Source organism: Pseudomonas sp. 32_A (assembly GCF_017490905.1).
Lineage (GTDB): Bacteria > Pseudomonadota > Gammaproteobacteria > Pseudomonadales > Pseudomonadaceae > Aquipseudomonas > Aquipseudomonas inefficax.
The window spans coordinates 13,908-31,440 of the sequence record NZ_JAFGYI010000016.1; the positions used below are offsets into that span (position 1 = coordinate 13,908).

Genomic DNA, 17,533 nt, shown 5'->3' on the forward strand with positions numbered 1-17,533 from the left:
TGCGCAGCAGCCCCCGGCTATCTCAACGTGAAACGAGTTCGATCAGGCAGAACCGCCCCTGCACATCCAACCCCAGCAACTGGTCATTGCCCTCCAGCCGCAGGCAGTCATACAGCCCCAACCGCTGCGCCTCGCGCCCGGCAATACCCACCTCGACCTGGCTGCTGGCCGCGAACAGCAACAGCGTCGACGCCGAACTGTACAAACGGCTGGTGCCATCGAACCACTGCAACCGCGCCCGGTAGCGCTGCGGTGCATAGATCAGGTTGAAATCGCGGATCGCGCCGCCCAGCAGCTTGCAGCTGACCTGGCTCTCGCCACTGAAGGCAAAGGCATCGAACGGCAGCAACGGCCGGCTGGCCTGGCCGTCGACCAACAGGCGCATGCCGTCGCCTTGCAACACGGTGATGATCCGCTGATAGCCGGCGAAGGTGGAAAACCCACCGGACTCCTCGATATCGGCAATCGACAAGCGCCAGCCAAAGCCGTCCAGGCCCTCGCCATTGTCGCGAGTAATCTCTTCGGTGAAACCGCCACCGTTCTTCCACGGCATGCGCGGGTAGCCCTGCGCACGCAACAACTGCAGCTGACTCATTTGCTGAAACGTCCTTCCAGGCGATGACGGGAACCAGGGTGGATCAGCCGCGCGGCGGTCACCGGCTGGCGGCCGGACCAGGTGCGACGGCGGATCAGCAGGCAGGGCTCGCCCCGCTCGATCTGCAACAGGCGGCATTCTTCCGGCTCGGCCAGGATTGCCTCGACCACGTGTTCACCCTCGGTCAGCGGCGCCACCTGCGACAGGTAGGCGTAAGGCGTCTGCCGGGTGAAGTCCTGCTTGAGGTAGTCGGGGGCAATCGCAGCATTGACGTAGCGGTCCTCGATCTGCACCGGCACGCCGTTCTCGAAATGCACGATCAGCGAGTGGAACACCCGCTGGCCTTCGCGCATGTCCAGGGCCAGGGCCCGCTCGGAACCGGCCGTTTCCTCGGTGAGGGTGATCACCTGGCAGCTATGCTGGTGGCCACGAGCGGCAATTTCATCGGCGATGTTGTTGACCTCGAACAGCGCCGAACGCCCCTTGGGCTCGGCCACGAAGGTCCCGACCCCTTGCATGCGCACCAGAAGGCCTTCGGCGGTAAGTTCGCGCAGGGCGCGGTTGATGGTCATACGGCTGAAGCCCAGCTCGCTGACCAGTTCGCTCTCCGAGGGTACTCGGTGATGCGGTGGCCAGCTGCCGTTGTCGATCTGCTGGATGATCATCTGTTTGACCCGGGCGTACAGCGGCGCCGGGCCCTCGCCCATCTGGGCAACCAGCGCGGAGACAGGAGGTGTCGGCACGGCGTTGGATCCTTGTGCAAATGGAATGAGCGGTAGCTTGCCGCAGTTTACCCGGCAGGCAAACGCCTGTATATGTATATACAAGTTAACAATAACAGGATTTTCACCGATGTCCGCCTACTTCGCCGAACGCGCCCTGCTGCCCACGGGCTGGGCCAGCCATGTCCGCATCGAGGTCACCAGTGATGGCCATGTGGCCCGCATCGAACCGGGTGCCTCGGCCGAAGGCGCCGAGCGGCTGGCCGGCCCGCTGCTGCCCGGCATGCCCAACCTGCACTCGCATGCCTTCCAGCGCGCCATGGCAGGGCTGGCGGAAGTCGCCGGCAACCCCAATGACAGTTTCTGGACCTGGCGCGACCTGATGTATCGCCTGGTCGGCCAGATCAGCCCGGAGCAGCTGCAGGTCATCGCCCGTCAGCTGTACATCGAGATGCTCAAGGCGGGCTACACCTCGGTCGCCGAGTTCCACTACGTGCACCATGACCAGGCCGGCAAGGCCTACGCCGACCCGGCCGAACTGTCCCGCCGCATCAGCGCGGCTGCAGCCGACAGCGGCATTGGCCTGACCTTGCTGCCGGTGCTGTACAGCCACGCAGGCTTCGGCGGCCAAGCCCCGAATGACGGGCAACGGCGCTTCATCAACTCCACCGAACAGTACCTGCAACTGCAAGCGCAGCTGGCCCCGCTGCTGGCCGCGCAACCCGCGCAGCAACTGGGCTTGTGCTTCCATTCGCTGCGCGCCGTGACGCCCGGGCAGATCGCCGAAGTGCTGGCAGCCAGCGACAAGCAGTGCCCGGTGCATATCCATATCGCCGAGCAGCAGAAGGAAGTCGACGACTGCCTGGCCTGGAGCGGCCTGCGCCCGCTGCAGTGGCTGTACGAGCACGTGGACGTGGACCCACGCTGGTGCCTGGTGCATGCCACCCATGCCGAGCCGGATGAAGTCACCGCCATGGCCCGCAGCGGCGCGGTAGCCGGGCTGTGCCTGACCACCGAGGCCAACCTGGGCGACGGGATTTTCCCGGCAGTGGACTATCTGGCACAGGGTGGGCGCATGGGCATTGGTTCGGACAGCCATGTGTCGTTGAGTGTGGTGGAGGAACTGCGCTGGTTGGAATACGGCCAGCGGCTGCGCGACCAGCGGCGTAACCGCCTGTATCGCGGCGACCAGCCGATGGTCGGGCGCACGCTGTATGACACTGCGCTGGCGGGCGGCGCGCAGGCGCTGGGGCAGGCGGTCGGGGAACTGGCCGTGGGCAAGCGCGCCGACTGGCTGGTGCTCGATGGGCAGGACCCTTACATCGCCATGGCCGATGGGGATGCGATTCTCAACCGCTGGCTGTTTGCCGGCGGCGATCGCCAGGTGCGGGATGTGATGGTGAATGGGCAGTGGGTGGTGCGCCAGGGGGAACATGCACAGCAAGAGGAAAGCGGGCGCGCGTTTGCCGAGGTGTTGCGCCAGCTTTTGGGCTGAGTTTTTGGGGCCGCTTTGCGGCCCATCGCGACACAAGGCCGCTCCTACAGGGATATGCGTTCCCCTGTAGGAGCGGCCTTGTGTCGCGATGGGTTGCAAAGCAACCCTCAGAAATTCAGTGCCTCTTGACGATCTGCTGGTCCGACGCACGCCAGATCAGCCGATTGGTGTCATACCCCTGCTGCCGGGCCCTGGACATCAGATTCTCGCGCTCCCAGGCCGCTAGCGTCGGCGTACGCGACAGGATCCACAAGTGCTTGCGGTCCGGGCTGCCGACCACCGCCGTACGGTAGCGATCATCCACATACAGAATCCAGTACTCGCCCCTCGCCACCCCTGGCACCAGCTTGGTGAACCAGTTGTCGAACTCGACCCACAACTTGTCGGTGTGCCCCGGCTCCTGGATGTTCGCATGCCCTTCGGCGCGCAGCCATTCGTCACCCATGGTGCGGCAGCGGTTGAGCACGCCGAGGCTACCATCGAGCCTGAGGTTGTAGTGCGCTTCCGACTGCTCGCAGCCGGTCTGGTAGCGCATCGGCAGGCGCGCCAGCTCGTACCACTTGCCCTGGTAGCGCTTGAGGTCGATGTTGCCTGCGGTTTTCGGTGCCAGCGGGTCATGCACGGAGCCGGCGCAACCGCCCAGCAGCAATGCCAGGCATACCCCCATCAGCAGATACAGGTGCCTCATTTGAGACCCTGCCCTGAATACATGAGCACCTTGTCAGCCGCATACTGGACACTGATGAAGCTCTTCTCGTCCCCCCAGGTGCAGCTGCTCATCCCCAGCGCGCCAGAGCACTCGGTCGGCGTGCCGAGCAACTGCTCGACCTCGGCCTTGTTCATACCGGCCTTGATCTTGGAATAGTTTTCCTGATTGATCTTGCTGCAGGCAGTCAGGACGACGCACAGCGACAACAGGGCGAGGGAACGCAACGACATGAAGGACACTCCTGGAGAGGGGATACAGGCGAGTGGCCTGCAGTGACCTTCGACGGTAAAAACCCTCCCAGGTTCCCTACCCTCCCTCCTCTATCCCTACGCCATTGGTCGGATGGCCACTACTGTGCGATTAATCACAAAGCATTGATCATCCGCCCAATAAAAAAGCCGCCCCCTGTAGGAGCGGCCTTGTGTCGCGATGGCCTGCGCAGCAGGCCCCTGCTATCTCAGAACCTGGACCCAGGCTCCAGCAAAAAGTCCATCTCTTCGCTGGTGCTCGGCCGCTCCAGCACCAGGTTGCGGTGCGGGAAGCGCCCGAAACGGGCAATCACCCGCTGGTGCTGCTCGGCATAGTCGAGGAAGCCTTCGAACAACCGGCGGTTGGCCTCGGGCTGCTCCTCCAGCAGTAGCTGGTAGCGCTCGACGCACAGGTTCTGCCAGTCCAGTACCTCGGCGTGCTCCAGCACCAGCAGCACGAACACCCGCTGGATCGGCAGCAGCTGGTAATCCCAGTTTTTCTGCAAACCTTGCATCGCCACCACTTGGGCACGCCGATCGCCCTCGAAGGCGCGCGGCGTGTCGCGGTAGATCATGCGCGGCAGCTGGTCCAGCAGAATCAGCAGGCCCAGCCAGCCCTGCGGGCTTTGCTGCCACTCGTCGAGCCCACCCGCCAGGGCATGCTCGACCAGCTCGCCAAACAGCGCATGGGCCTCGGCATCATGATGCTTGCCGAACCACAGCGTACTCTTCTCGTCAGCCACGGCCTGGGGACTGGTGCCCCAACCGAACCACCACTCCAGCAACGGCTGCCAAGGTGCGAGCATGACTTACTCCTTGTGGTAGGCGGTGACGCGCTCGACCTCTTCCTTCGAGCCGAGGATTACCGACACACGCTGGTGCAGGCTTTCTGGCTGGATGTCGAGGATGCGATCGTAACCGTTGGTAGAAGCGCCGCCGGCCTGTTCGATGATGAACGACATCGGGTTGGCTTCGTACATCAGGCGCAGCTTGCCCGGCTTGCTCGGCTCGCGGGCGTCACGTGGGTACATGAACAGGCCGCCACGGGTCAGGATGCGGTGTACGTCGGCCACCATCGAGGCGATCCAGCGCATGTTGTAGTTCTTCTTCAGCGGGCCGGTCTCGCCTGCCAGCAGTTCGCCCACGTAGCGCTGAACCGGGGCTTCCCAGTGGCGCTGGTTGGACATGTTGATGGCGAATTCTGCGGTGCTTTCCGGCACGCGGATGTTTTCGTGGGTGAGAACGAAGCTGCCCAGTTCGCGGTCCAGGGTGAAGCCCTTGACGCCGTTGCCCAGGGTCAGGATCAGCATGGTCTGCGGGCCGTAGATGGCGTAACCGGCGGCGACCTGCTGGGTGCCTGGCTGCAGGAAGGCGTTTTCGTTCAGGGTTTCGTTCTGGCTCAGGTACTCGTTAGGGCAACGTAGAACCGAGAAGATGGTGCCGACCGATACGTTGACGTCGATGTTGGACGAGCCGTCCAGCGGGTCGAAGACCAGCAGGTAGGCGCCTTTCGGGTACTTGCCCGGAATCTGGTAGGCGTTGTCCATTTCTTCGGAAGCCATGCCGGCCAGGTGGCCGCCCCACTCGTTGGCTTCCAGCAGGATATCGTTGGAAATCACGTCCAGTTTCTTCTGGACTTCGCCCTGCACGTTTTCAGTGCCCATGCTGCCCAGCACACCACCAAGGGCGCCTTTGGACACGTGATGGCTGATTTCCTTGCACGCACGCGCCACCACCTCGATCAGGAAGCGCAGATCGGCAGGGGTATTGTTGCTGCGGGTCTGCTCAATCAGATAGCGACTCAGGGTAACGCGGGACATGTATGGCTCCGAAAGGATGGGGGGAATAAAAACCCCCGCAGTTTACAGGGAGAGTTGCGGGCTAGCGAGTGATGAGACTCGCCACGGCTCTCAGACGGCACAATAGGTCGGTAGTTCAGCGTGCGCCAGGCCGGTGGTCGGAGTGAGGCCCATTCGCGGGTGAACCCGCTCCCACAGGATCTTCACAAAATTCAGGGCCTGTGCAGTCCCTGTGGGAGCGGGTTTACCCGCGAAGAGGCCGGTGCAGGCTTACCTCAATCCAAGGCCCTCCAGATCTCGCTGGCATATTCCCGAATGGTCCGGTCCGAAGAAAACCAGCCCATCCGTGCGGTGTTCAGCACCGCCATGCGCCACCATTCCTGCGGCTTGTGCCACAGGTCCTCGACCCGCTGCTGGGCATCCCAGTAGGCATCGAAGTCGGCACACACCAGGAAGCGGTCATAAGCCACCAACCCGTCGATCAAGGCGGTGTAGCGCGACGGGTCATCCGGCGAGAACACCCCGCTGCGAATGGCTTGCAGCACATCGTTCAGGCGACTGGATGCGGCAATCGCCGCCGTCGCACCGAAGTCCCCGGCGCGGCGCCGCGCTTCAACCTGCTGCGCGGTGAGGCCGAAGATGAACATGTTGTCGGCCCCGACCTGCTCGCTCATTTCCACGTTGGCGCCATCCAGGGTGCCGATGGTCAGCGCGCCGTTGAGGCCGAACTTCATGTTGCTGGTGCCGGAAGCTTCGTAACCGGCGGTGGAAATCTGCTCGGAAAGGTCCGCCGCCGGGATGATGCTTTCAGCCAGGCTGACGTTGTAGTTGGGCAGGAACACCACCTTCAGCAGGCCGCGCACGGTCGGGTCGTTGTTCACCACCCGGGCGATGTCGTTGGCCAATTTGATGATCAGCTTGGCCTGGTGATAGCTGGCCGCGGCCTTGCCGGCGAAGATCTTCACCCGTGGCACCCAGTCAGTACCGGGGTCGTTGCGCATGGCCTGGTACAGCGCCACCGTATGCAGCAGGTTGAGCAACTGGCGCTTGTATTCGTGGATGCGCTTGACCTGCACATCGAACAACGCTTCGGGGTTCACCGTAACGCCCAGGCGGTCCTGGATGATGCTGGCCAGGGCACGCTTGCTGTGCAGGCGCTGCGCGGCGAACTGCTTGCGGAAGCCGCTCTTTTCGGCGAACGGCACCAGATTGGCCAGGCGCCCTTCCGGATCGTCCAGCAGCTCGGGGCCCAGCGCCTCGACCAACATGGCGGTCAGCTGCGGGTTGGACTGGTACAGCCAGCGGCGGAAGGTAATGCCGTTGGTCTTGTTGTTGATCCGCTGCGGGTAGAGCTTGTGCAACTCGGCGAACACCGTGCTTTTCATCAGCTTGCTGTGCAGCGCCGATACACCGTTGACGCTGTGCGAACCGAGGAACGCCAGGTTGCCCATACGCACCCGACGGCCGTTGTCTTCCTCGATCAGCGACACGGCCCGCAACACATCGAAGTCGTGCAGGCCTTTCGCCCGCAGCGCGTCGATGTGGTAGGCGTTGATCAGGTAGATGATCTGCATGTGCCGCGGCAGCATGCGCTCCATCAGCGCTACCGGCCAGGTTTCCAGGGCCTCGGGCAGCAAGGTGTGGTTGGTGTAGGCCAGGGTGCCGACGGTCAGCTCCCAGGCGGTATCCCAGGGGATTTCATGCTGGTCGACCAGCAGGCGCATAAGCTCGGCCACGGCGATCGACGGGTGGGTGTCATTAAGCTGGATGGCCGCCGCGTCCGGCAGGTTGAGCAGGTTGTCGTGCATGTTCAGATGGCGGCGCAGCAGGTCCTGCAACGAGGCCGAGACGAAGAAGTATTCCTGGCGCAGGCGCAGTTCCTGGCCCGCCTCGGTGCTGTCGGCCGGATACAGCACTCGCGAAATGCTTTCGGCCCGTGCCACTTCCGCCACGGCGCCCAGATGGTCACCGGCATTGAAGCGCTCCAGGTGCAGCTCTTCCAGCGCCCGCGCACGCCACAGGCGCAGGGTATTGACGCTGGCCCCGCGCCAACCGACCACCGGCGTGTCATAGGCCACCGCCCGCACGGTCTCGCCCGGCCACCACACCTGGCGCTGCTGGCCGTGGGTGTCGTGCACCGTTTCGACGCTGCCGCCAAAGCTGATGGGGTAGATCACCTCGGCGCGCTCGAACTCCCAGGGGTTGCCGAAGTCCAGCCAGTTCTCGGTCTGCTCCTGTTGCCAGCCATCGACCATGGCCTGGCGGAACAGCCCGTGCTCGTAGCGGATGCCATAGCCGTGGGCGGCGATGCCCAGGGTCGACATGCTCTCCATGAAGCACGCTGCCAGGCGCCCCAGGCCACCGTTGCCCAACGCGGCATCGGGTTCAAGCAGGCGGATGCGCTCCAAGTCCACGTCCAGCCCTTCCAGGGCGTCGCGGGCAATGTCCAGCAGGCCCAGGTTGCTCAGGCTGTCGTACAGCAGGCGGCCGATGAGGAATTCGAGGGAAAGGTAATAGACCCGCTTCTGGCTGCGGCGATAAGCCTGGCGGGTGTGGTCCATCCAGTGATCGACCATGTGATCGCGCGCGGCCAGGGCGATGGCTTCGAACCAGTCGTGGTCGAAGGCGTGCTCCGGGTCCTTGCCGACCGCGTAGGTCAGCTTGTCCAGTACAGCGGCGCGAAATTCGGCCACCTCGGCGTCACGAGCTTTTGGTTCCTGGGACATGCGGCATCCTCGGGCAAGTTGACGAAAACGGAGGGAGACTGTTGAGCCTAGACCCTTCGACAGGGAGTGACAGTTACCGTTCGCAGTTTTCATGCCCACTTTGCGATTCCGGCAAAAGGTTGTTCATAAATTGAACAATTCCGGTATGATCGCGCGCCCCAAGACCGTGATACACCCCCATAACGATGAAAACGACCCTGATCGCCGCGGCCGAAGTCGACCGCCTGGAGACCTGGCAGCGCTATACCAGCAACATGTGCCATGGCTGCCATTCGACCTGCTGCACCCTGCCGGTGGAGGTGAAGATCAAGGATCTGATCCGTATCGGCGTGGTCGACGAGTTCGAAAAAGACGAACCGCCGAAGAACATCGCCAAGCGCCTGCAGAAGGACGGCATCATCGAGCGCTTCAACCAGAAGTCGGGGATCTTCACCCTGACCCGGATGAGCAATGATGACTGCCTGTACCTGGACCGTAAAAGCCGGCTGTGCACCATTTATGACAAGCGGCCGGATACCTGCCGCAACCACCCCAAGGTCGGGCCGCGGCCGGGGTATTGTGCCTATAAGCCCAAGGTTGTCGGGCGCTGATCATTAGCCTGTTCAGGCCTCTTCGCGGGTGAACCCGCTCCCACAGGTACACCACAACATTCAAGACCTGTGCAGCACCTGTGGGAGCGGGTTTACCCGCGAAGAGGCCCGCAAAGACAACACAAATCCTGCAGGCAAAAAAAACGCCCCCGGTCTTTCGACCGGGGGCGTTTTCATTCAGCCTGAGCTAACTCAGTTCTTGGCTTTCTTGGCAGCGCGGGTACGCTCGCCTTCGTCCAGGATCTTCTTGCGCAGGCGGATCGACTTAGGAGTCACTTCGCACAGCTCGTCGTCCTGGATGAATTCCAGGGCCTGTTCCAGGGTGTGGCGAACTGGCGGTACCAGGGCGATGACTTCGTCTTTGCCCGAAGCACGCATGTTGTCGAGCTTCTTGCCCTTGGTCGGGTTCACGCCCAGGTCGTTGTCACGGCTGTTCAGGCCGATGATCTGACCGTTGTAGATCTCCTGGCCGTGTTCAACGAACAGCTTGCCGCGAGCCTGCAGGGTTTCCAGCGAGTAGGTCAGCGCCTTGCCGGTCTCGACCGATACCAGAACGCCGTTCAGGCGGCCGGACATCTGGCCCGACTTCATGGTGTCGTAGCGATCGAAGATCGAGGTCAGGATGCCTGCACCGTTGGTCAGGGTCAGGAACTGGTTACGGAAACCGATCAGACCACGGGCTGGAATGTTGTATTCCAGGCGAACACGGCCCTTGCCATCCGGCACCATGTTGGTCAGGTCGCCCTTACGCAGGCCCATCTCTTCCATGACCTTGCCCTGGGATTCTTCAGGGATGTCGATGGTGACGTTCTCGAACGGCTCCTGCTTGACGCCGTCGACTTCGCGGATGATCACTTCAGGACGGCCTACAGCCATCTCGAAGCCTTCACGACGCATGGTTTCGATCAGTACCGACAGGTGCAGTTCACCGCGGCCCGATACCTTGAACTTGTCAGGGGAATCGGTTTCCTGAACGCGCAGGGCTACGTTGTACAGCAGCTCTTTGTCCAGACGGTCCTTGATGTTACGGCTGGTGACGAACTTGCCTTCCTTGCCGCAGAACGGCGAGTCGTTGACCTGGAAGGTCATCGAAACGGTTGGCTCGTCGACGGTCAGCGGCTTCATCGCTTCTACCGCATCCGGTGCGCACAGGGTGTCGGAGATGAACAGTTCGTCGAAACCGCTGATGCAGACGATATCGCCGGCCTGGGCTTCTTCGACATCCACGCGGTGCAGGCCGTGGTGACCCATCAGCTTCAGGATACGACCGTTACGCTTCTTGCCGTTGGTGTCGATGGCGACAACCGGGGTGTTCGGCTTGACGCGACCACGGGCGATACGGCCAACGCCGATAACACCGAGGAAGCTGTTGTAGTCCAGTGCGGAGATCTGCATCTGGAACGGGCCGTCACGGTCAACGGACGGTGCTGGTACGTTGTCGACGATCGACTGGTACAGCGCGGTCATGTCTTCGCCCATTTCGGTGTGGTCCAGACCGGCAATGCCGTTCAGGGCCGAGGCGTAGACAACCTTGAAGTCCAGCTGCTCATCGGTGGCACCGAGGTTGTCGAACAGATCGAAGATCTGGTCCAGAACCCAGTCAGGACGCGCGCCCGGGCGGTCAACCTTGTTGATCACCACGATCGGCTTCAGGCCAGCTTCGAAAGCCTTCTTGGTCACGAAGCGGGTTTGCGGCATCGGGCCGTCCTGGGCGTCGACCAGCAGCAGCACGGAGTCGACCATCGACATTACACGCTCAACCTCGCCACCGAAGTCGGCGTGGCCGGGGGTGTCGACGATGTTGATGTGGTAGCCGTTCCAGTTGATGGCGGTGTTTTTCGCCAGAATGGTAATGCCGCGCTCTTTTTCCTGGTCGTTGGAGTCCATCACGCGCTCGTCGTTGAGCTCGTTACGCTCCAGGGTGCCGGACTGGCGCAGGAGTTTGTCGACCAGGGTGGTTTTACCATGGTCAACGTGGGCGATGATGGCGATGTTACGCAGATTTTCGATCACAACTGTATCTCGATCAGAGGATTCGGTTGCCGCCAGTGTAGGCGGCGAATATGTACGGTTTGAGGCTCAGCGGGCCCGATGGTCGGGAGGGCGATGGCGGATGCTGCCGCCATACAGCCCTGGCGTCTTATGTCGGACGATAAACACGCACATTGGCATGTCCCTCACTGAGCAGGTGGTGTGCGTGCAAACGGCTCATCACACCTTTGTCGCAATACAGCAAGTACTGGCGGTTGGCATCCAGCTGCTTGAACTTGCTGTTGATGGCATAAAACGGCATGGCCTGGACTTCGATACCGTCGAGCACCAGAGGTTCGTCTTCCTGGGCATCGGGGTGACGAATGTCGATGACGATCTGGCCGGGCAGCGCCTCGGTCACTTCCTCGATTTCGATGTCCTTGCCCAGTTCGTCGATCACATGGTCGATGGAGATCAGCCGGGCGCGTTCCAGGGCGCGCTCCAGCACGGCCATGTCGAACTGCTTCTCTTCATGCTCCATGCGGTGGCGCTTGGCGTGGGTGGTCGGGTTTACCGAGATCACGCCGCAGTATTCTGGCATGTGCTTGGCGAAGTCGGCAGTGCCGATCGCGTTGGCCTGGTCGATGATGTCCTGCTTGTGGCTGGCCAGCAGCGGGCGCAGCACCAGCTTGTCGGTGGCCGAATCGATGATCGACAGGTTCGGCAGGGTCTGGCTGGAAACCTGGGAAATCGCTTCGCCGGTGACCAGGGCATCGATCTCCAGGCGGTCGGCCATGTGTGCGGCACCGCGCAGCATCATGCGCTTGAGGGTCACGCCCATGTAGCTGTTGTCGACCTTGTTGAGGATCTCGCCGACCACTTCCTCGAACGGCACGCTGATGAACAGCACGCGCTGGCTGCTGCCGAACTTCTTCCACAGGTAGTGGGCCACTTCCATCACGCCCAGCTCGTGGGCGCGGCCGCCGAGGTTGAAGAAGCAGAAGTGGGTCATCAGGCCACGGCGCATCATCTGGTAGGCCGCCACGGTGGAGTCGAAGCCGCCGGACATCAGTACCAGGGTCTGCTCCAGGGCGCCCAGCGGGTAGCCGCCGATGCCCTGGTGCTGGTTGTGGATCACGTACAGGCGCTGGTCGCGGATTTCGATACGCACCAGCACTTCCGGGTTCTTCAGTTCGATGCCGGCGGCTCCGCACTGCTGGCGCAGCTGGCTGCCGACGTATCGGTCGACATCCATCGAGGTGAAATCGTGGTGGCCGCCGCGCTTGCAGCGTACGGCGAAGTGCTTGCCGGCCAGCAGGTGACCGAAGTGCTGCTTGCACTTGGCAACGATGTCGTCGAAGTCCCCTAGCGGGTATTCCTCTACCTGCAGGAAGTGGGTAATACCCGGCGTGCAGGTGAGGCGCTCGATCATCTCGCGCTGGACTTTTTCGTCTTCGACGCGGGTGACCACTTCGAGATTGTCCCAGACACCATCGACCACGAGCTCAGGGTCGAGGTCCTTGAGCACGTTGCGGATGTTCTTGCCGAGCTGGCGGATGAAGCGCTTGCGCACCGGCCGGCTCTTGATGGTGATTTCTGGGAAGACTTTGACGATAAGTTTCATTGGTTAACAGCGCGCGCAGGGCCTGCCGAAAATGAGGGGCGCGAATTATAGCGGAAATTGCTCAGGATTTGAGCAACTTTTGATCAGAAGCTTTGAGATAAATAGAGGGAGTGGGTTTTGCGCTGGCTGTGCCGCCCCTTTCGCGGGTGAACCCGCTCCCACAAGAATGTCAGAGCCTTCGAAACCTGTGCGGTCCCTGTGGGAGCGGGTTCACCCGCGAAGAGGCCCTCAAAGAACGCACAATATTCAACCAGTGCACACTATTGGTGCACTACTACCAAAATTCGCATCTTAAGAGTGCACTTTTCACCATTAACCCATCACCAGATGCTCGCAAACGCCCCCTTTTATCCCGCCCTCGCCATTTTCGGGCACTGGCATGCAATTTGCTCCCTTGTGAGGCAGGTAAGCTTGGCCGACTATCCGCGCCCGGCAACACCCTTTTTCCAGGGCAGCGGCCCACCGCGCTCTAGACCATCCGGAGGACAACATGTCGAAGTCGGTTCAACTCATCAAAGATCATGACGTCAAGTGGATTGATCTGCGTTTCACGGACACCAAAGGCATTCAGCACCACGTGACCATGCCGTCGCGTGATGCGCTGGAAGACGACTTCTTCGAAGTCGGCAAGATGTTCGACGGTTCCTCCATCGCTGGCTGGAAAGGCATCGAAGCTTCCGACATGATCCTGATGCCGGTCGACGAAACTGCCGTACTGGACCCGTTCACCGAAGAGCCGACCCTGATCATCACCTGCGACATCGTCGACCCGTCGAGCATGCAGGGCTACGATCGTGACCCTCGCGCCATCGCCAAGCGCGCCGAAGAGTACCTGAAGAGCACCGGCATCGGTGACACCGTATTCGCAGGCCCGGAGCCAGAGTTCTTCATCTTCGACGAAGTGAAGTTCCAGTCGGACATCTCCGGCTCGATGTTCAAGATCTTCTCCGAGCAAGGCTCGTGGATGACCGGCGCTGACGTGGAAGGCGGCAACAAAGGCCACCGTCCGGGCGTGAAAGGCGGCTACTTCCCGGTTCCGCCGTTCGATCACGACCACGAAATCCGTACCGCCATGTGCAACGCACTGGAAGAAATGGGTCAGACCGTCGAAGTTCACCACCACGAAGTGGCGACTGCCGGCCAGAACGAAATCGGCGTCAAGTTCAACACCTTGGTGAAGAAGGCTGACGAAGTACAGGCACTGAAGTACGTCGTGCACAACGTTGCCGACGCCTACGGCCGTACCGCCACCTTCATGCCGAAGCCTCTGTACGGCGACAACGGCTCGGGCATGCACGTGCACATGTCGATCTGGAAAGACGGCAAGAACACCTTCTCGGGTGAAGGCTATGCCGGCCTGTCCGACACCGCCCTGTACTTCATCGGCGGTATCATCAAGCACGGTAAGGCCCTGAACGGCTTCACCAACCCGTCGACCAACTCCTACAAGCGTCTGGTCCCAGGCTTCGAAGCCCCGGTAATGCTGGCCTACTCGGCTCGCAACCGTTCCGCCTCGATCCGTATTCCTTACGTCGGCAGCCCGAAAGCCCGCCGTATCGAAGCTCGCTTCCCGGACCCATCGGCCAACCCGTACCTGGCCTTCGCGGCCTTGCTGATGGCCGGCCTGGACGGTATCCAGAACAAGATCCACCCAGGCGATGCTGCCGACAAGAACCTGTACGACCTGCCGCCTGAAGAGGCCAAGGACATCCCGCAGGTTTGCGGCAGCCTGAAGGAAGCTCTGGAAGAGCTGGACAAGGGCCGTGCGTTCCTGACCAAGGGCGGCGTGTTCTCCGACGACTTCATCGATGCCTTCATCGAGCTGAAGAGCGAAGAAGAAATCAAGGTCCGCACCTTCGTTCACCCGCTGGAATACGAGCTGTACTACAGCTGCTGATCTGATCGGCGCCTGGCGCCGATGACATGATCACGAACGGCCTCCTTCGGGAGGCCGTTTTCGTTTCCGTGGCTGCCTCATCGATTTCATACAGAACCAGCAGATGCCGCTGACATTTCGCCGCCCCCTCAGCACGCAGGGTAGGCGTCCCTTCAGTCAATGGACATCACGCCATGCGCAAACTTCTACCTGCAATGATTACCGTATCCGCCCTCCTCGCCGGCTGCGCCAGCAATGGCACCGCGCCAGGCCAGGCAACGTCACAGGTGCTTCACCGGAAGACCTTGCATTTTCAACGCCAGAAGCCGAATGCCCGCCAGCTGTGCGATAAACCCTGAAACCACCTATGCTCCATATTGGTGCATTCTGTGGACTAACGCCCCCGAATGCACCCCAAAAGCGATCACGTGAACCGTTTAATCAGTTCATTCTGGTGCGAATTGTCCCGTCTCCAGGGCTTTATCGGCAAATTCCGCTTCTTTTCGGAGCCTTGGTTTGGTTCTTGCATTTTTTGCCCAAAGACTGGAATCAGCGGATCCACCGCGCGCCCGACCATGGCCGCGCCCATGCCCGACACGCGCCAAAAGAGGTCGACGACGCCCTATGACCATCAGCGATGCCCAGCACCGTCTGCTTCTGGACAACCTGACCACCGCCACGCTGCTGCTCAACGCCGAGCTGCGCCTGGAGTACATGAACCCGGCCGCGGAAATGCTGCTGGCGGTCAGTGGCCAGCGCAGCCATGGGCAGTTCATCAGCGAGCTGTTCACCGAGTCGACCGAAGCACTCAGCTCCCTGCGCCAGGCGGTCGAGCAGGCGCACCCGTTCACCAAGCGCGAAGCGCAGCTCACCTCGCTGACCGGGCAGACCATCACCGTCGACTACGCGGTAACGCCGATCCTGCACCAGGGCCAGACCCTGCTGCTGCTGGAGGTGCACCCGCGTGACAGGCTGCTGCGCATCACCAAGGAAGAGGCCCAGCTGAGCAAGCAGGAAACCACCAAGATGCTGGTGCGTGGCCTGGCCCACGAAATCAAGAACCCTCTTGGCGGCATCCGCGGCGCAGCCCAGCTGCTGGCCCGCGAGCTGCCTGAAGAAGGCCTGCGCGACTATACCAACGTGATCATCGAGGAGGCCGACCGCCTGCGTAACCTGGTCGACCGCATGCTCGGTTCGAACAAGCTGCCGTCGTTGGCCATGACCAATATCCACGAAGTGCTGGAGCGGGTCTGCAGCCTGGTCGAGGCCGAAAGCCAGGGCTGCATCACTTTGGTGCGCGACTACGACCCCAGCCTGCCGGATGTGTTGATCGACCGCGAACAGATGATCCAGGCCGTGCTCAACATCGTGCGCAATGCCATGCAGGCGATAAGTTCGCAGAACGAATTGCGCCTGGGCCGCATCACCCTGCGCAGCCGTGCCCTGCGCCAGTTCACCATCGGCCACGTGCGCCATCGCCTGGTAGCGCGGGTGGAGATCATCGACAACGGCCCGGGCATCCCGCCGGAGTTGCAGGACACCCTCTTCTATCCCATGGTCAGCGGCCGCCCGGACGGTACCGGGCTGGGCCTGGCCATTACCCAGAACATCATCAGCCAGCACCAGGGCCTGATCGAGTGTGAAAGCCATGCAGGCCACACCGCCTTTTCGATCTACCTGCCCCTGGAACAAGGAGCCACCGCCTCATGAGCCGAAGTGAAACCGTATGGATCGTCGACGATGATCGCTCCATCCGCTGGGTCCTGGAAAAAGCCCTGCAACAGGAAGGCATGACCACCCAGAGCTTCGACAGCGCCGATGGCGTGATGGGCCGCCTGGCACGCCAGCAACCGGATGTGATCATTTCCGATATCCGCATGCCGGGCACCAGCGGCCTCGACCTGTTGGCACAGATACGAGAGCAGCACCCGCGCCTGCCGGTCATCATCATGACCGCCCATTCCGACCTGGACAGCGCCGTGGCGTCGTATCAGGGCGGTGCCTTCGAGTACCTGCCCAAGCCATTCGATGTGGACGAGGCAGTCTCGCTGGTCAAGCGCGCCAACCAGCACGCCCAGGAGCAACAAGGGCTGGATGTACCGCAGAGCCTGGCGCGCACCCCGGAAATCATCGGTGAAGCACCGGCGATGCAGGAAGTGTTTCGCGCCATCGGCCGCCTCAGCCACTCCAACATCACCGTGCTGATCAATGGCGAGTCCGGTACCGGCAAGGAACTGGTGGCCCACGCTCTGCACCGCCACAGCCCGCGTGCGGCGTCGCCATTCATTGCCCTGAACATGGCCGCCATCCCCAAGGACCTGATGGAGTCCGAGCTGTTCGGCCACGAGAAAGGCGCCTTTACCGGCGCCGCCAACCTGCGCCGGGGTCGCTTCGAGCAGGCCGATGGCGGCACCCTGTTCCTCGACGAGATCGGTGACATGCCCGCCGACACCCAGACCCGCCTGCTGCGGGTACTGGCCGATGGCGAGTTCTATCGCGTGGGCGGGCACGTGCCAGTCAAGGTAGACGTGCGCATCATCGCCGCCACCCACCAGAACCTGGAGTCGCTGGTACAGGCCGGCAAGTTCCGCGAGGACTTGTTCCACCGCCTGAACGTGATTCGCATCCACATACCACGGCTGGCCGACCGCCGCGAAGACATCCCCGCCCTCGCCCGCCACTTCCTCGCCCGCGCCGCGCAGGAACTGGCGGTCGAGCCGAAGATCCTCAAGCCGGAAACCGAGGAGTTCATTCGCAACCTGCCGTGGCCGGGCAACGTACGGCAGATGGAGAACACCTGCCGCTGGATCACCGTGATGGCCTCCAGCCGCGAAGTGCTGATCGGCGACTTGCCGCCCGAGTTGCTGAACCTGCCACAGGACGCCGCCCCGGTAACCAACTGGGAGCAGGCCCTGCGTCAATGGGCCGACCAGGCGTTGGCACGTGGGCAGACCAGCCTGCTGGACAGCGCAGTGCCGAGCTTCGAGCGGATCATGATCGAGACGGCGCTCAAGCACACTGCTGGCCGTCGGCGCGATGCGGCGCTGCTGCTCGGTTGGGGGCGCAATACCCTGACGCGCAAGATCAAGGAGCTGGGGATGAATGTGGCTGGGGGGGATGATGAGGAAGGTGATGACCATTAATCCCTGACTGCCTGCAACAACGCATTCGCGGGTAA

At 62.1% G+C, this 17,533-nt stretch carries 15 protein-coding genes; 6 read left to right on the forward strand and 9 right to left on the reverse strand.

Features of this window, described 5'->3' with window-relative positions; genetic code table 11:
• Positions 1-22: 22 nt before the first annotated feature.
• Positions 23-595, reverse strand: coding sequence for a HutD family protein (locus tag J5M58_RS12010; RefSeq protein ID WP_112249579.1), 573 nt, complete (start codon positions 593-595; stop codon positions 23-25).
• On the reverse strand, positions 592-1,302 hold the full coding sequence (gene hutC, locus J5M58_RS12015; RefSeq protein WP_013974563.1) for a histidine utilization repressor: 711 nt from the start codon (positions 1,300-1,302) through the stop codon (positions 592-594). The genes J5M58_RS12010 and hutC overlap by 4 nt, the downstream gene beginning before the upstream one ends.
• Positions 1,303-1,447: 145 nt before the next feature.
• On the opposite strand from hutC, the gene J5M58_RS12020 reads away from it, so the two are divergent.
• The gene (locus tag J5M58_RS12020; protein ID WP_207878225.1) at positions 1,448-2,812 is read left to right on the forward strand and encodes a formimidoylglutamate deiminase; all 1,365 of its coding nucleotides are present in this window, start codon (positions 1,448-1,450) and stop codon (positions 2,810-2,812) included.
• A gap of 115 nt (positions 2,813-2,927) precedes the next feature.
• On the opposite strand, the gene J5M58_RS12025 is transcribed toward J5M58_RS12020, so the two are convergent.
• From J5M58_RS12025 to J5M58_RS12045, 5 genes are all read right to left on the reverse strand, one after another.
• Positions 2,928-3,500, reverse strand: coding sequence for a lipocalin family protein (locus J5M58_RS12025; protein ID WP_112249583.1), 573 nt, complete (start codon positions 3,498-3,500; stop codon positions 2,928-2,930).
• Positions 3,497-3,751 carry an outer membrane protein assembly factor BamE gene (gene bamE, locus J5M58_RS12030; protein WP_003249234.1) on the reverse strand — a complete coding sequence of 85 codons (255 nt, stop codon included), beginning with the start codon at positions 3,749-3,751 and terminating at the stop codon, positions 3,497-3,499. The genes J5M58_RS12025 and bamE overlap by 4 nt, the downstream gene beginning before the upstream one ends.
• Positions 3,752-3,978: 227 nt before the next feature.
• Positions 3,979-4,575: a DUF924 family protein gene (locus J5M58_RS12035; protein ID WP_112249585.1), complete on the reverse strand. Its 597-nt coding sequence runs from the start codon at positions 4,573-4,575 to the stop codon at positions 3,979-3,981.
• Between the two features lie 3 nt (positions 4,576-4,578).
• Positions 4,579-5,589 carry a class 1 fructose-bisphosphatase gene (locus J5M58_RS12040; RefSeq protein ID WP_025340932.1) on the reverse strand — a complete coding sequence of 337 codons (1,011 nt, stop codon included), beginning with the start codon at positions 5,587-5,589 and terminating at the stop codon, positions 4,579-4,581.
• Positions 5,590-5,843: 254 nt separating this feature from the next.
• Entirely contained in the window at positions 5,844-8,294 is a 2,451-nt protein-coding gene (locus J5M58_RS12045; RefSeq protein WP_207878226.1) for a glycogen/starch/alpha-glucan phosphorylase, read from the reverse strand.
• A gap of 185 nt (positions 8,295-8,479) precedes the next feature.
• Here J5M58_RS12045 and J5M58_RS12050 point away from each other — a divergent pair, with 185 nt between their 5' ends.
• The gene (locus J5M58_RS12050) at positions 8,480-8,884 is read left to right on the forward strand and encodes a YkgJ family cysteine cluster protein (RefSeq protein ID WP_003259873.1); all 405 of its coding nucleotides are present in this window, start codon (positions 8,480-8,482) and stop codon (positions 8,882-8,884) included.
• Between the two features lie 192 nt (positions 8,885-9,076).
• Here J5M58_RS12050 and typA read toward each other — a convergent pair whose 3' ends face one another.
• Entirely contained in the window at positions 9,077-10,897 is a 1,821-nt protein-coding gene (gene typA / locus J5M58_RS12055) for a translational GTPase TypA (protein ID WP_016712460.1), read from the reverse strand.
• A gap of 127 nt (positions 10,898-11,024) precedes the next feature.
• Complete coding sequence (gene thiI / locus J5M58_RS12060) at positions 11,025-12,479, reverse strand: tRNA uracil 4-sulfurtransferase ThiI (RefSeq protein ID WP_112249590.1); 1,455 nt, start codon at positions 12,477-12,479, stop codon at positions 11,025-11,027.
• A gap of 490 nt (positions 12,480-12,969) precedes the next feature.
• On the opposite strand from thiI, the gene glnA reads away from it, so the two are divergent.
• From glnA to ntrC, 4 genes are all read left to right on the forward strand, one after another.
• A complete protein-coding gene (glnA, locus tag J5M58_RS12065) occupies positions 12,970-14,376 on the forward strand; it encodes a type I glutamate--ammonia ligase (RefSeq protein ID WP_025340936.1) in 1,407 nt (468 codons plus the stop codon).
• A 173-nt stretch (positions 14,377-14,549) separates the two neighbouring features.
• Positions 14,550-14,714 carry a hypothetical protein gene (locus J5M58_RS12070; protein ID WP_243432318.1) on the forward strand — a complete coding sequence of 55 codons (165 nt, stop codon included), beginning with the start codon at positions 14,550-14,552 and terminating at the stop codon, positions 14,712-14,714.
• A gap of 265 nt (positions 14,715-14,979) precedes the next feature.
• The gene (gene glnL / locus J5M58_RS12075) at positions 14,980-16,065 is read left to right on the forward strand and encodes a nitrogen regulation protein NR(II) (protein ID WP_025340937.1); all 1,086 of its coding nucleotides are present in this window, start codon (positions 14,980-14,982) and stop codon (positions 16,063-16,065) included.
• Positions 16,062-17,498, forward strand: a complete 1,437-nt coding sequence (gene ntrC, locus J5M58_RS12080; RefSeq protein WP_046613491.1) for a nitrogen regulation protein NR(I) — start codon at positions 16,062-16,064, stop codon at positions 17,496-17,498. The genes glnL and ntrC overlap by 4 nt, the downstream gene beginning before the upstream one ends.
• Positions 17,499-17,533: the final 35 nt, after the last annotated feature.

Bases quoted from the DNA above. Each gene is read 5' to 3' on its own strand.
- J5M58_RS12010 (WP_112249579.1), bottom strand. From the start codon at position 595: ATGAGTCAGCTGCAGTTGTTGCGTGCGCAGGGCTACCCGCGCATGCCG.
- hutC (WP_013974563.1), bottom strand. From the start codon at position 1,302: ATGGGCGAGGGCCCGGCGCCGCTGTACGCCCGGGTCAAACAGATGATC.
- J5M58_RS12020 (WP_207878225.1), top strand. From the start codon at position 1,448: ATGTCCGCCTACTTCGCCGAACGCGCCCTGCTGCCCACGGGCTGGGCC.
- J5M58_RS12025 (WP_112249583.1), bottom strand. From the start codon at position 3,500: ATGAGGCACCTGTATCTGCTGATGGGGGTATGCCTGGCATTGCTGCTG.
- bamE (WP_003249234.1), bottom strand. From the start codon at position 3,751: ATGTCGTTGCGTTCCCTCGCCCTGTTGTCGCTGTGCGTCGTCCTGACT.
- J5M58_RS12035 (WP_112249585.1), bottom strand. From the start codon at position 4,575: ATGCTCGCACCTTGGCAGCCGTTGCTGGAGTGGTGGTTCGGTTGGGGC.
- J5M58_RS12040 (WP_025340932.1), bottom strand. From the start codon at position 5,589: ATGTCCCGCGTTACCCTGAGTCGCTATCTGATTGAGCAGACCCGCAGC.
- J5M58_RS12045 (WP_207878226.1), bottom strand. From the start codon at position 8,294: ATGTCCCAGGAACCAAAAGCTCGTGACGCCGAGGTGGCCGAATTTCGC.
- J5M58_RS12050 (WP_003259873.1), top strand. From the start codon at position 8,480: ATGAAAACGACCCTGATCGCCGCGGCCGAAGTCGACCGCCTGGAGACC.
- thiI (WP_112249590.1), bottom strand. From the start codon at position 12,479: ATGAAACTTATCGTCAAAGTCTTCCCAGAAATCACCATCAAGAGCCGG.
- glnA (WP_025340936.1), top strand. From the start codon at position 12,970: ATGTCGAAGTCGGTTCAACTCATCAAAGATCATGACGTCAAGTGGATT.
- J5M58_RS12070 (WP_243432318.1), top strand. From the start codon at position 14,550: ATGCGCAAACTTCTACCTGCAATGATTACCGTATCCGCCCTCCTCGCC.
- glnL (WP_025340937.1), top strand. From the start codon at position 14,980: ATGACCATCAGCGATGCCCAGCACCGTCTGCTTCTGGACAACCTGACC.
- ntrC (WP_046613491.1), top strand. From the start codon at position 16,062: ATGAGCCGAAGTGAAACCGTATGGATCGTCGACGATGATCGCTCCATC.